Origin of the sequence: Bradyrhizobium sp. 76 (assembly GCF_023073025.1) — a bacterium.
Lineage (GTDB): Bacteria > Pseudomonadota > Alphaproteobacteria > Rhizobiales > Xanthobacteraceae > Bradyrhizobium.
This window is the reverse complement of the sequence record NZ_JADPIS010000015.1, coordinates 961,705-973,851: the sequence shown is the minus strand read 5'-3', so window position 1 is coordinate 973,851 and position 12,147 is coordinate 961,705. Positions and strand designations below refer to the sequence as shown.

10 protein-coding genes and 2 pseudogenes are annotated in these 12,147 nt (G+C 60.4%); 3 read left to right on the top strand and 9 right to left on the bottom strand.

The window, feature by feature from the left end; translation table 11 throughout:
* The 4 genes and pseudogenes from IVB48_RS05595 to IVB48_RS05580 all read right to left on the bottom strand — a co-directional run.
* Window positions 1–190, bottom strand: a 190-nt coding sequence (locus IVB48_RS05595; protein WP_247398103.1) for a hypothetical protein, incomplete at its 3' end; no start/stop codon positions are given.
* Window positions 187–1,234: pseudogene (locus IVB48_RS05590) on the bottom strand (HD domain-containing phosphohydrolase). The gene IVB48_RS05595 and the pseudogene IVB48_RS05590, both read right to left, overlap by 4 nt.
* Window positions 1,235–1,320: 86 nt before the next feature.
* Window positions 1,321–1,644, bottom strand: a complete 324-nt coding sequence (locus tag IVB48_RS05585; protein ID WP_247398101.1) for a PilZ domain-containing protein — start codon at window positions 1,642–1,644, stop codon at window positions 1,321–1,323.
* The gene (locus IVB48_RS05580) at window positions 1,641–2,717 is read right to left on the bottom strand and encodes a DUF2336 domain-containing protein (RefSeq protein WP_247398206.1); all 1,077 of its coding nucleotides are present in this window, start codon (window positions 2,715–2,717) and stop codon (window positions 1,641–1,643) included. The genes IVB48_RS05585 and IVB48_RS05580 overlap by 4 nt, the downstream gene beginning before the upstream one ends.
* Before the next feature lie 622 nt (window positions 2,718–3,339).
* On the opposite strand from IVB48_RS05580, the gene IVB48_RS05575 reads away from it, so the two are divergent.
* Window positions 3,340–3,648 carry a hypothetical protein gene (locus IVB48_RS05575; protein ID WP_247398100.1) on the top strand — a complete coding sequence of 103 codons (309 nt, stop codon included), beginning with the start codon at window positions 3,340–3,342 and terminating at the stop codon, window positions 3,646–3,648.
* A 1,785-nt stretch (window positions 3,649–5,433) separates the two neighbouring features.
* Entirely contained in the window at window positions 5,434–6,909 is a 1,476-nt protein-coding gene (locus IVB48_RS05570; protein ID WP_247398099.1) for an AAA family ATPase, read from the top strand.
* Between the two features lie 623 nt (window positions 6,910–7,532).
* On the opposite strand, the gene IVB48_RS05565 is transcribed toward IVB48_RS05570, so the two are convergent.
* Entirely contained in the window at window positions 7,533–7,754 is a 222-nt protein-coding gene (locus IVB48_RS05565; protein WP_247398097.1) for a hypothetical protein, read from the bottom strand.
* 254 nt (window positions 7,755–8,008) lie between these two features.
* On the bottom strand, window positions 8,009–8,383 hold the full coding sequence (locus IVB48_RS05560) for a hypothetical protein (protein ID WP_247398095.1): 375 nt from the start codon (window positions 8,381–8,383) through the stop codon (window positions 8,009–8,011).
* Window positions 8,384–8,482: 99 nt separating this feature from the next.
* On the opposite strand from IVB48_RS05560, the gene IVB48_RS41105 reads away from it, so the two are divergent.
* Entirely contained in the window at window positions 8,483–8,611 is a 129-nt protein-coding gene (locus tag IVB48_RS41105; RefSeq protein ID WP_256468859.1) for a hypothetical protein, read from the top strand.
* 749 nt (window positions 8,612–9,360) lie between these two features.
* On the opposite strand, the gene IVB48_RS05555 is transcribed toward IVB48_RS41105, so the two are convergent.
* The 3 genes and pseudogenes from IVB48_RS05555 to IVB48_RS05545 form a co-directional block, all read right to left on the bottom strand.
* Entirely contained in the window at window positions 9,361–9,582 is a 222-nt protein-coding gene (locus IVB48_RS05555; protein WP_247398093.1) for a hypothetical protein, read from the bottom strand.
* Window positions 9,582–10,489 (bottom strand): annotated as a pseudogene (ligD, locus tag IVB48_RS05550) (non-homologous end-joining DNA ligase). The gene IVB48_RS05555 and the pseudogene ligD overlap by 1 nt, the downstream one beginning before the upstream one ends.
* Before the next feature lie 19 nt (window positions 10,490–10,508).
* Window positions 10,509–10,892: a hypothetical protein gene (locus IVB48_RS05545; RefSeq protein ID WP_247398205.1), complete on the bottom strand. Its 384-nt coding sequence runs from the start codon at window positions 10,890–10,892 to the stop codon at window positions 10,509–10,511.
* Between the last annotated feature and the right edge of the window lie 1,255 nt (window positions 10,893–12,147).

The following is a 12,147-nucleotide window of genomic DNA, read 5'->3' as shown; positions in this document are numbered from 1 at the left end:
GTTGCGTAAAATGCGTCAGGGCCAGCGCTTCAGAGCGCGGCTCAACGAAAGGCCCAGCGGCCAAATCCATTGCAGCCGACTTTTGCAACAAAATCGGCCAGAAGCCGAAGTGCACAAAAATGAGACCGCCTCCGATCACGCCTTGAGTGGAGACGTGGATTACTCCTGCATAGGTTCGAGCAGAATTCATCTGGTAAGCGCGACATCCTTGAAACAGACGACTAGCGCCCTGTCCAGCTTTCCCCTCATGCCGCAGAGAATCTCGTACGCTGCCGCGCGCGGCATGGTCAGCTTGTAGGGCCGGTGTTCGATCAGCGCCGAAGATATCCGAAATGGTGAGAATGCGAACGATGTCGGTGATGTTCTCGGCGCAGAGGCGGTCAGGATAGCCGCTGCCATCGAGATATTCGTGATGGTGCCGCACAGCATCGAGGACTTCGGGTGAGATGTCCCCGTGCCTCTTCAGCACATCGTAACCGGTCGCTGGGTGGGTTTCGATCAACGCTCGCTCGTCGTCGTCGAGGCGTCCTGGCTTGTCCAGGATCGCCAAGGGCACCCTCGCTTTTCCTATGTCGTGGAACATGGCAGCGGTGGAGAGCCGTTCAAGGTCACTTTTACGAAAACCGAGACTGAGGCCGAAATCGACGGCGACGCCGGTCACGAGCAGACAGCGCTGGAATGTTCCCTCGTGATGGCGCCGCACAGTGGCCAGCCATTCGGATAGCCCATGCTCGGAAATTCGGTTGGTGATCTTGCGACCGGCCTCTTTGGGACCGGCGACGTCGACCCGCTCCCCGAGGGTGATCGAAGTGAACATCGACGCAATGGCGGTTGCTGCGGCCTCAACCGCATTGTCAGACTTCGAGATGCCGCTCGTCGACCCAGTTCCGTGGGCGGCTGGATCGACCAAAGCGGCCAGGAGCTTGGCTGCCTCGATCTTGCCAGCCAGCACCAACGTTGCGCCCAGCGCATAAGCTTGCGAGATGCAAAAGTGGGAGGTTTGCTCGACGAGGAAGATGCGCTTCTTTGCTTTGGCGAACCGCGCAGCTCTTTTTTTCAGTGCAGCAATGTTTTCTACCGCCCGCAGGTCGGCACGAACGACGACCGCAGCAGCAGCGTGCGGAAGCTTTGCTTCTACATCGAGCCGCTCGCCGGCAACCGTGAACTGCCCTCCGAAAAGCGAGCAGAGCCCGAAGAGCTTCTCAGAAGTGTCTGCCAATACGTGCACGAGCATGACTGCCTTCGATCGTCCGGTGCCGGTCTGAATGGGCCTCGTCGGTGGTGCAATGTCATTGGCTCACTGCGATGACACTGCTCGGCTCAAGTTGCTTTGCGCGCGCCTCTGTCGCTCGCTGTGGTTTGGGCCTTCTTGCCATTTGCTTGGATAAAGTGGACGCCAGCCGTGGTTCCGTCGATCCAGACCAGCTCGCAGCGTCGATAGGCCAGTCCCGTCGACGACAGCAGCATGAAGAACTCCTTGGCCGAGAGAACATCGAGCGACCCTTCAACTTCAATCTTGGCGCCGGTGTTCGAGATATCTAGCAAGACGCAGCTTCGCCGCCAGGTGCCGTCGGAGCCCATCAGGTTCACGGGCTGTCTGTTGTCCATGCGCACTCGAGACGCCTTGCGACCATCGAATTTCATTGGTTTCCTGCCGATCTTGCAGTGCGACCGTGGGCGCCCGCGGAGATTTCTCCCCAACGAACGGACCATTGGCTGGTCGAGAGGTGAAGCGTTTCGAACAGCACCTGTGCTCGTGCGCGTTCGCCTAGTGAAAGCCCCGCGCCGCGAGTGTTGAGGACCGCCAGCGTGGTTTGCCAGTTCAAGCGCGATGCCCGGCACGCCATAACCGAGCCTTCGTAACTGGACTCTGCCATAACTTGCTCGATGGCCTCAATCGGTGCTCCCGACAGCACCGACAACGCCGTGAACAGGTTGGCTGTCTCACGCCGGATCGCGAACCGATTGACAGTCGAGTCGCTCAGCTTTCCGCTCCGATTAAGCGATATGATCTCCGGCCTCGCGGCGGCGTACTCAGCGTCGCAAGGTGGCTTTGCCGTCGCTAATACTTGCGAAGCCGCGCTTGCGGTGGAAGCCTTAATCGCCGGCCTCGGCGATGCCGACAGCAGCTCGCGAACCACCATGTCCGGGGTGTCTGGCCTCAACGTCAGCGCCTTCGTGATCTCGTCGTCCTCCACAGCCCTACCGATTAAGTGGGCATAGGCCGTGCCTGAGAATTCAGCGCCCGGATTGCCGATGAGGGCCAGACAAGTCTTGCTGCTGCCGCGCTGCAATATTGCCTCAGTCACTGGGCTTTCTATCCTGCGCCGGCCAGCAATGGCGAGAAGGTGATCCTCGCTGCCGGACGTCGCGATCGCCACGAGATCAGCCGGCGATAGGGCGGGAGATTTCGTAAGGATCGGGACTGCAATCGCGGGATCGCCGCTTGAGGCGAGACGTCGCAGGGTATTCATCGGAGCAGCACGCAGCTCGGCGAGCGTCGTGCTGAGCTCAGCGAGCGTCCCGGGCGCGATCCGCCGGGCTAAGCGAATTAGAACGTCGTCAAGCAGGCCGACCTGCGGCTCTTGCAATCGGTTATTAGGGTCGACGAGGAGCTCGGTGGTGCGCCAGAGCATGCGCGCACAACGTTCGGATGAGCTCCTCGCGATGGTGGCATCCAACTCAGTAATGAGATCGGCCGCAGAAATTGCCCTCATTGGCTGGCCCAAATTCATTTAATATCGTCACGTCAAATCAAACATATTACGCGCTGAAGTTGTTAAGATTCCTTTATATACCAAACCGTGACATACGAGAGGCTGTTATAATTCAACTGAACGGCGCTCCGCGGCGTATTAAAGTACCTGCTATCTGAAGCTGCGGCCTGCGCGTGGACGACTGCCCAACCTGTAACGCATTCCTTGGGATGATAGCTGCCACAACTTGCGTCAATGCGGTCCAGCTTTGGACCCGCTAAGTTCGGCATTTTGGCCTTCAGGACGAAGAAAAGCTTATGCGGGCGAGCCGTAGCGTCGTTCAGCGACATTGCAGCTGACATCGGCCAAAGCAGACGCGCTCATCGCCAGTCGCGAACGTCCGCTACGGGGTCATGAGCGCCGCTTCGGAGGGCCGGCCGGTTGCTTCCGGTCCACGCCTATGAGCCGACCACCGGGGGGGAGACCGCCTAGATTTCGCATTCGGGCCAATAGGCGCTGGTTCGGCAGGGATGCAAACTTCCAGTCTACTTTGAAAGAGCGGACGTCCTTCGGCTTCGGGCGGCGAATCCATTCAGACGGACGACGCCTAGACAAACGTGAAATGTAACGGCTAGTCATTCGCATGGGTTGGTTTCCGAATTGGCTGCGACGGGCAGATGTCACGCTGCGGCCCAGGGCCGGTGCTCAGGTCGACTTACAACCGCTGTCGGAGCGCAGCGGCCGATGGCTGAAAGCGAACTTGTTTCGCTTCCCGGGCGCGGTGTGGTCGCGGAAGCGTGGCTGTGTGGAGCTGTCAGAGGGCGACGTGATCGCGCTGCATCTTGTTGTCGAGCGGATCACGGAAGCCGGGCTGAAGGTGCGGCTGTCGGGGCGCCTTCGCGGCTGGGACGGTGCGTCGCCTGTTTGGACTTTGCTGGTGCGCAAGCGTTAGCGGACCGGGCCCTCCTGAATCGCACGGCGATGAATGACGGCTCGGGGTCAGAAGGGTTGGTCTGGCAACGCCCGCGATGTCCGGTCTTCATTGGGAAGCGAAATTGCAGCGACCGTGGTCTGCACATCAGCTACGGGTCACAAGCGGGGATCCGGGCGTTTTGAGACCTTAGTCCGCTCCCCGCTGGACAGCCGACATTCCGGCGCCCCTCGACGCGGGACGCTGGTTGGCGACCCAGGTCGTAGATTTCAACCGTAGCTTTCAAGCTGAGCCGCAAAAGAACGAACGCTATCAAGGCGATTTGGGGGAGGGAGTATCCGTCACCGCTTTGGATTCGCCGCGCAGGTCTGTCTTGGGCCGCAACACTTTACCTCGACCGACTCGGACCGGTCTTTGCGCGATTTCTGCTGTTGTGCTCCATACGATGTGCTTTCGAGCAGTATATCGCGTCTGCTCGCAGCCCGCCCCGGCCTCCCGCGGCAAACAAAACTCCGCACCGGGCTAGCTGACAAGTTTTGAAAGAGCTCCCACCTGCCGATTGAGCCAGCTGAACTACCAGGCCCGAGATCAAACTTCCGGGCGATAGTACCGGGCGCAAATGGCGCATCGGGTCTATGCTGAAGCTAAAAGAAACATCGCCGGCCGCCCCATAACCAGAGAGAAGATCTTCGACTTCCGTTGATAGTGAGCGAGACAGTCCCTCAGACGTGGAGGCTAGGACTCGTTTGAACAGTTTGGCCACTGCGACAAATTCATCAACGCTCTCACCCTCCAAGTACTCAACACTACTGTCCGGATCGAGCCTTGGTGTGCCTTCACGATCCCAGAGAAAGCTCCGGACGCTTCTTATCGGTGGCCGTACTTCCCCTTTGGCCGAATAGCCGCGCTTGGTCAGGTAGCCGTATTGAACCACAAAGTCGCGGAGCTTCTCTTCCGAGCGGGCATTTGCGAAGTTCAGTAGGAGGACGTCCTTCAATTCGAACGGTTTATACCGGCGAGGAGACCCGCCCCTACCAATGATCCATTTACCTCGCTTGGGAACGTCAATGAGCTTGTAGCCCGCTGAATCCCGGCACCATTCAAGTTCAATTTTGAGGGCAGTCATTGTTGCATCGGCTACGTAATGGATACGAAGTTTAGCCGTTACTGAACGGCTGCGAAAGGGCTAAGTCGGGCTAAATGGGTATGGTCCGACATGAGCAATGACAGTCTGACGAACCAATCTTTGACGTACAGCATCCCTGAAGCAGGTAAGCGCGCGGGGCTGGGTAGAAACGCTGCGTATGCTGCCGCGCGTCGCGGCGAGATTCCTATCATTCGCCTCGGATCGAAGATGCGAGTACCCGCTGCAAGGTGGGACCGGCTGCTGAACGAAGGGCAGACCGCGCGCTCAAAAGAAGCAGGTCAAGAGCAACGTGAGGCGCGGGAAGAATGAAAGGGGACGACGAAGAGCTTGGCATTGGCAGTCGAGACCGGCTCGCTCTGGTTGCAAGCGTCAAGGAAACGATGCTTGCTCTCAAAATCGCCCGCGCCAAGACGTATGAGCTCCTCAACTCGGGGGAACTCGAGTCGTATCTAGAAGGGGCGTCGCGCAAGGTGACCTGGCGCAGCATCGACGCATACGTGAAACGTAGGCTTGAGGGGGAAGCAGAGCGACGGAACCGGAGAGTGCGCGGTGCAATCTCTTAAGCAGAGGGAAACCGCTGTAAAGGCGACCGTCTCGGCTTTGCCTTCCGCGCTCAAAGGGGTGTCTTCTCAAGACGCCCCCAATGCTGGCGCTCTCTCGTGAACGCACCGGCTCAGTTTGCAGAGCGCGCCTCCGAGGGCGACCTTGATGATTTCGCCGGCATTTGCCTGATCGAAGCTGGATTCGTCCGGGCGGGCTGGAAAGAGAAGCAGCTGGCCGTGGACCAACTTCAGGCTCTCGCTGAGCAATGGGGGATTTCTGACGGCGACAAAGCACAAGCCCGCGTCCAAGAAGCCATGGCGCGAGCCTTCCGAATGCTGCACGATCGATTGGACGCCCGCAACTCCGCGGACCTCGTGGAGGCGAGCTCGCCGGGCGACTCGACGCTGGAAGGCCAGTTCGGTCCCTCGCATGGAAGCTATCCGGAGCGCGCGGATGGCATTCCTGACCACTCGCCCGGACGGCAACTAGGCTCGTCGGTCGCACCGCGATTCACGCCCATAGCGCTGGACGAGGTGACGATCACGGCGGAGCCGCCGTGGCTGATCGAGGGACTAATACCGGCCCGCGGGCTCGCCTGTATCATTGGCGAACCGAAGTGCGGCAAAAGCTTCATGACCTCGGACATGCTCTGCACGGTGGCGCAGGGCGCGCCGTATGCCGGCCGGGCGACGCTTAAAGGGCCGGTGATTTATCTCACAGGCGAGGGCGTCAGTGGCTTCAAGCGGCGCTTGGTCGCGATACGCCAGCACCGCGGCATCGAGGGGCAGGGCGTGCCTTTCTACCTGATCGAGGACGTGCCGGACCTCGGCAGCCAGGCCACCGACCTCGCGCAGCTGCTCGCGGAGCTCGACACTTTCATCGCCCAGCGATGTTTGGACGGCCCGCGGGCGATCGTCTTGGACACGCTGGCACGGTGCATGGGCGACGGCGACGAGAATAGCGCCCGCGACATGGGCCGCTTCGTGAACCGATGTGGCGTCATCGAGAGTCATTTTGGCTGTGTCGTCGTAGTCGTCCACCACGTCGGGAAGGATCCGTCCCGGGGCGGCCGCGGCTCCAATGCGCTCAACGGCGCCGTAGACGTGACCATGCTGGTCGAGAAAGGCGAGGCCCACAGTACCGTCACCATCGAGGAAATGAAGGACGGCCGCGAGGGCCAGACGTGGCAGTTTCGCCTGCTTTCGCACGTGTTGGAGCAAAACCTTTCCGACCCCGTCGAAACCATGCCGGAGGTTTCGACGTGCGTGGTCGAAATTGTGTCAGAACCGACCACTTCGAAACCGAGCGAAACCAAATCGAAGAAGCCGCCCAAGGGCGTAAAAGGCGATCTGCTGAAGGTCATTCGACGCGCGATCGAGGAGGCCGGCGAGCGCAATGTACATAGCCTCGCAGTGCCAAATAACGTTCCAGCCGTCGGCCGCGAGAACCTGAAAAGGTATTGCGCCTCCATGGATTGGCAGGATCCAAGGGGTAAACCCGATTCCTTTCGAGCGATGCTCAACAAAACGCTCAACACCCTGCGCGCCGCCAACCTGATCGGCTTTGACAAGGAATGGATTTGGCTGACATGACGAGCCTAATCGAGCGAAACCAACCGAAACCAACCGAAACTCACCAGTTTGGTTTCGCTTCTCTCCTGTCGAAAAGCCGACCGAAACAACCGAAATCACTCCCTAAGGGAGAGGGCGATCTAGTTTCGCCCCTCGCGGGAAATCTCCTCAGCGCGGCGCTCCAGTCGAAACACCGCTGCGCTGACGCTGCGCTCATGTGTTTCGCCCTCACTCCACTCCCGAGCATCCATCTGGGGCCAGGGAGGAGCGCCGCCTAGGACCTTGCCCAAGTATCGGTCTCGCCGGTCGCATGTCGGCCCCTTAGACTACCGACGCCGAAGACATCAGGAACGGGGCGGATAGTTCGGCGTAAGGGCGCCAAGCGTGATCGATCCTCAGACGGAGCGATCCCCGACCAGAAGCCACACCATTTTCTATCCAAGACTTGGATGCTGCTGGACGATAGCTCTGAAGCACAACGTCGCACTCGGCAGGTAGCGGCGCCCGGCGAGCTGATCGGGGCGCAGTCCGGCACGCTTCTGGCAAGCCTGTGAGGCTGCTCGGGACGCACGGCGGATCGCTGGGTGCCCGTCAACAAGCGCGGCCGCGCCTTGTCGATCGACGTACCATGAACGCCCGCACCTTTACGGCCAATCGATCCGATCCGCTCTGAGGCGCCGCCGATCGATCTCCTCGCGCAGGATATCGGCGTGCTGTTTGGCGGTGTTGCCAAGGAGGTGGTACCGGCCTCCCGAGGCGCGATCGGCGGCTACTTGGATCCGGATGTTTTCATAAAAGCGGAGGACGCTCTCGCCGTTCAAGGTTTCAATGCCCATGACGCAACAACCCTTGATCTGGAAAGACACTAGCCTTTCTCAGCTAATGGCCGGGTCAATGCCGTAGGTGTCCTCGCGCTAGCAAAAAGACCGCCTAAAGGCGGATCTGCCGGGGACCGAGGGTGAGCAGAGAAGACCCGCTGTTCCGTTCCGGCCGAGCCGGTTCCGGTGCTGAATGGTGCGGTTAGCCCCTGCCGGGCTTGGCTGTGGAAAACGTCTATTCTTGACGGCGGGTAGGCGATCGGGAGTCTGATCGGCCGCATTGGGGCGGCATCAGATGCAACTCAATGCAGCGTCGGCTGAGCTGGTGCGGTTGGAAGTAGCAGCCGAGCGTGGCATGCGTCGATTTGGGATTGATTGGGCGCGGGAAGCTCAGCGACGAGATCCAGTGCTTTGATCAGTTCCGGCAGCCAAGCAGCGCTCGTGGCGACGGTGCTGGAGTGTGCGCTTCTGCCCGCACCCTGGCTCTTCATGCCCGGAATCGAGGCCGAAATCACGTGCCCGTAAATCGCGTCCAGAAGCACGTTCAACATGATCGCCATCCCTTGTGGATTAGCAATGACGGTAAAGACGGATTGTTTCAGGGACACTTCGCCGAGCTGCGGAATGGCTTCATGGGTTAACGATGCGTGAGACAGTGAGCCACCACGCTGACTCAACCCTGTCTCATGAGACAGTTGGCGCAAGGGCGACGAGCCATCCAGCTCTCATTTCGGCAACTTAGTCGCAGTTCACGCCTGTGAGACAGGAGGTGAGACATGCAAGCAATGAAGTATGCGGCGCGCGGCGAGGCTGGCACCCAGACCGGCTATGGCCGTAGCGCTGGCGATCTCGCCCGTTACATGATCGAGCTGAGACAGGGCCGTTATGAGAGACCCGACCGATGAGACCGCGGCGAGATATGGCAGCCGCATAGCAAGCGCATTAGCACGCGCATGCGTCTGCCAATGGCACCGCATCAGGAGGAGACGACATCGGGCATAGGAGAGGCGGCGGCATCGGCAAAATGGCCGGCAGCTACTACCCGCGGGAAGAACTAATCTCTGACATCCGCGATGCCTCGCCCGTGAGGCGGGGGCATCCACGGCGACAGCACCCCGACGACCTCAACAGCTGGCCGATGGCCCGTGCCAGCTCCTCACCGCAGGAGCGGGACAGTGAGTCAGCGAGCTGACACAGCGTCGGGTGTCTCACGCACCTTGCGAAAAAGCATCGTTATCAGAATTGCTTAGCCTGAGACACTGAAGCAAGAAAGCGAGACACTGAGCTCTTGTACAAAGTGGCACCGCAACCCAAGCCTCTATGCGCGGGCGGACAGGCCGTGAATCAGCGGGCTGAGACAGTCGTTGCAGGTGTCTCACATGGTCCCCGTCGTACCGAGGGTAGTTTGACTCGAGCAAGGCCGCCCGGCCGGATGCGCTGCCTATCTCGTCTTGCGGAAGAACCGGGCCAAATCCGCCAACCACCCAAACCTGAACTGAAAGCGCGCAGGTGGGCGCGGCGGGTTCTCTTCGGACGAAATATTGCACCTGGAACAAGGGTCACCCGCCGCGCCGCAGCCGCAGGCGTGCGGACCATTCCAGGGGCGGTCGGTGGTCTTCGCATACCCAGCCGGTGTCTTCGCAAGCGCCGCAGTTCATCGGCCAGCCTTCGGGGCATCCGTTCTCGGCCTCGGGTGCACCCGCGCGTCGACCAAAACCTCGGTGATCGCCTCGCGCAGGCTGTCCCGATCGAGAATGCGGATGAGCCGGTCGATGGTCTCCGCCGCGTCTCGCTCGCGCGTGAGGTAGTCGGCCAATGCCATCATGGCGAGATCGTAGCTCTGCTCGATCTGCTCAGCGGGCTTCAGGCGGGCCATCACAAGTCCTCCCGCAGGCCCCTGAAGAATGCCCCTCGGCCGACTTGCCCCGATACTCGAGCTCGGCAAGCAGCGTCGGCTCCACCCAGATACCCTTGTGCGCGACGCGCTTGGCATAGGGCTGCGTCTTCCTGATCAGCGGCTTCAGCCGCTTCCGCAGCTCGGCCTCCATCGACTTGTCGAAGCCGTGGTCGACCTTGCCGGCAAAGATCAGGTCGTCGCCCTTCCGCCGTCCGAGGAAGATGCCGTCCCACTTGTTGCCGTCGAGCGCGAAGCCGGCGATGGCGAGGGTCTCTCGGTGAGCGCACGTGGTTTTCACCCAGTAGTTTCCACGCCCGCCGACATAGGGCGAGTCCGCGATCTTGGAAACGATGCCCTCCAGCCCCGCTTGGCGGGCGCGCCGGTACAGCTCGGCGCCACCGATCGCGAAATGCTCGCTGTATTGGATGGGCGTATCCTCGATCAGCGCCTGAAGAGCCTTCTTACGCGCCTCCAGCGGCTCTTGGCGAAGCTCCCGGCCTTTGAGGTACAGCAGGTCATATGCAATCATGACGATGTTCTGGGCGCTGCCTCTGAGACTGTTCTGAAGCTGCGAGAAGTCCGTCTTGCCGCCTTCGCCGGGCACGACGATCTCACCGTCGATGATGGCGGAGTTGGCCCTAATCAGGACGGCATCCTGCGCGACCTTCCGAAACTGCCTGGTCCAATCGTACCCGCGTCGCATGAAGACCTTGATGCTCTCGCCAGTGATGTGAAGCTGGGCTCGGTAGCCGTCATACTTGATCTCGTGGAGCCAACGGTCGCCTTGTGGCACCCGGTCGACCTGCTCGGCCAGGAGAGGCTCGATGAAGCCGGGGTAGGGCGTCTTGACCCCGATCGACACGATTTTCTTGCGCGGGGACGCCACTGACACACTCCACGCCAGATCACGAACTCAGAGTTCCAGGTCGAGCAGCTTCTCTGAGAGGCAGCGCCAGTTGGACGGCAAAGGGACGGATCGCGTTCGCCTCGATGAAGGCCCGCAGCGCGGGGCTGATCTCGACGTTCCGGTCGAGGGCGCGCTCGGCGAGCTCGTCCGCGATCTCGCTGGTCGCATCACGAGACCAACCCTCGATCGGGTTCAACGCAACGATCCGGACCGGATAGGCATACTGACCCGAGATCAGGTCGCTGATAATGGTCTCCAAATCGGTGTCCTGCTCGTCAGTCTCGCGCCAAGAGCAGCCGGCGCGTGCGCCGAAGTCCTCCAGGACCAAGTAGATTTCCCGGTCGAGACGATCCAGCGGCACGATCGACGGCGAATGACGCATGACGCAACTCCAACTAATAGAGGAGCAATGGCCGGGCTGGCCGATCGTTCCGGCCAATCGCTGCGCCTCTTTGCGGTGGGTGACCAACCAAGCGGTCACAGTGAGCGAGGCCCGGAACTGAGCCCTTCCGTCATTGTAATGACTCCAACTACCCCTGCGCGAATCTATCCTGGACTCCACCAGGATGAGCCACTGTCCGTTGCGGCTGTGGTGAGCTCGCCGCAAGCTTCCGTCTGCGGCGGAATTTATGAGCGTCAGCGTTCGTCAAGCGCCCGCGAGAAGCACGGCTAATCAGTCTTTTCCTGCCAAAAGCCCATGAAGTGACTCAGGTGGCTCATGAGGTCGGTGAAACGGTCCTAGGTACTCTGCCAGCAGGCGCAATCCTATCGCCTTGCCATTCAGGCGGGCCGCTTCATAATCGTGCAAATTCGGTGTGCACGCCCATCCTTCGCATTGGTCGGCAAGATGTTGCATCTGCGAGCTCGACAGCAAGCCTAGTGTACCTGTCGGAGGTACAGCGAAGAAATCAATCAGGCGAAGTGCGTCCGCCCTCGGTATAGGGTTCTCCGGCGCGCCCCCTCGATCAAGGATGACCTTCCAGACGTCTGGGAGTTTCCACATTCGGCATCGACGTTCAGCGTCGGCCTCTTCCAGGGCGCCGTCCCTGATAATCGCGAGCTTACATTTCAACTGGGTGATCTCGTCAGCTGATGAGCTTGCCGCAATGTTCTCCGTAATCTGAGCATACCTATCCGCGCATAGCCGGATGTAATACTCGGGCTCAAATTTTCTAACCACCAAAAACCCCCGCGAGCACAGTGGGTGATCCTGATCAGGGCGGCTCAGATCGTGCTTATCGTTTGTCCAGTTCAGGCCAAGATGGCAGGTAGTCAGCTTCCCTTCGATCTTCGAGGCCGCCTGGTCCCTTCAGGGAAGATTTCCTGAAAGCTCACGCCTAGGGCTTAGCCGACCTGGCGGACGTCACTATGGTCGCGTTGCGAGTCCCAAGCTCAAGTCCGCTCACTCAAGACCGATCGACACCCGATCGATCAGCCAATCCTGCTTGCGACAGCCTTGGGGCACTACGACGATAGCAATGGAGCTGGCGGCCCATCGTTCCGAGCTCGGTTGAGCCGCGTTATCGGCGGGGTGTTTTCAGTTTCACCTCTGAGCCGACGATCTCCACGCGAGCACTGGCAAGCAGCCGTTCGACAGCCCCGCAACGGGTCGGCTGATCCAGTTGCTAAATCGGCGG

What these genes read in the sequence shown, in the direction of transcription:
- IVB48_RS05585 (WP_247398101.1), bottom strand. Translation starts at nt 1,644, where the DNA reads ATGAAATTCGATGGTCGCAAGGCGTCTCGAGTGCGCATGGACAACAGA.
- IVB48_RS05580 (WP_247398206.1), bottom strand. Translation starts at nt 2,717, where the DNA reads ATGAGGGCAATTTCTGCGGCCGATCTCATTACTGAGTTGGATGCCACC.
- IVB48_RS05575 (WP_247398100.1), top strand. Translation starts at nt 3,340, where the DNA reads ATGGGTTGGTTTCCGAATTGGCTGCGACGGGCAGATGTCACGCTGCGG.
- IVB48_RS41105 (WP_256468859.1), top strand. Translation starts at nt 8,483, where the DNA reads ATGCAAGCAATGAAGTATGCGGCGCGCGGCGAGGCTGGCACCCAGACC.
- IVB48_RS05555 (WP_247398093.1), bottom strand. Translation starts at nt 9,582, where the DNA reads ATGGCCCGCCTGAAGCCCGCTGAGCAGATCGAGCAGAGCTACGATCTC.
- IVB48_RS05545 (WP_247398205.1), bottom strand. Translation starts at nt 10,892, where the DNA reads ATGCGTCATTCGCCGTCGATCGTGCCGCTGGATCGTCTCGACCGGGAA.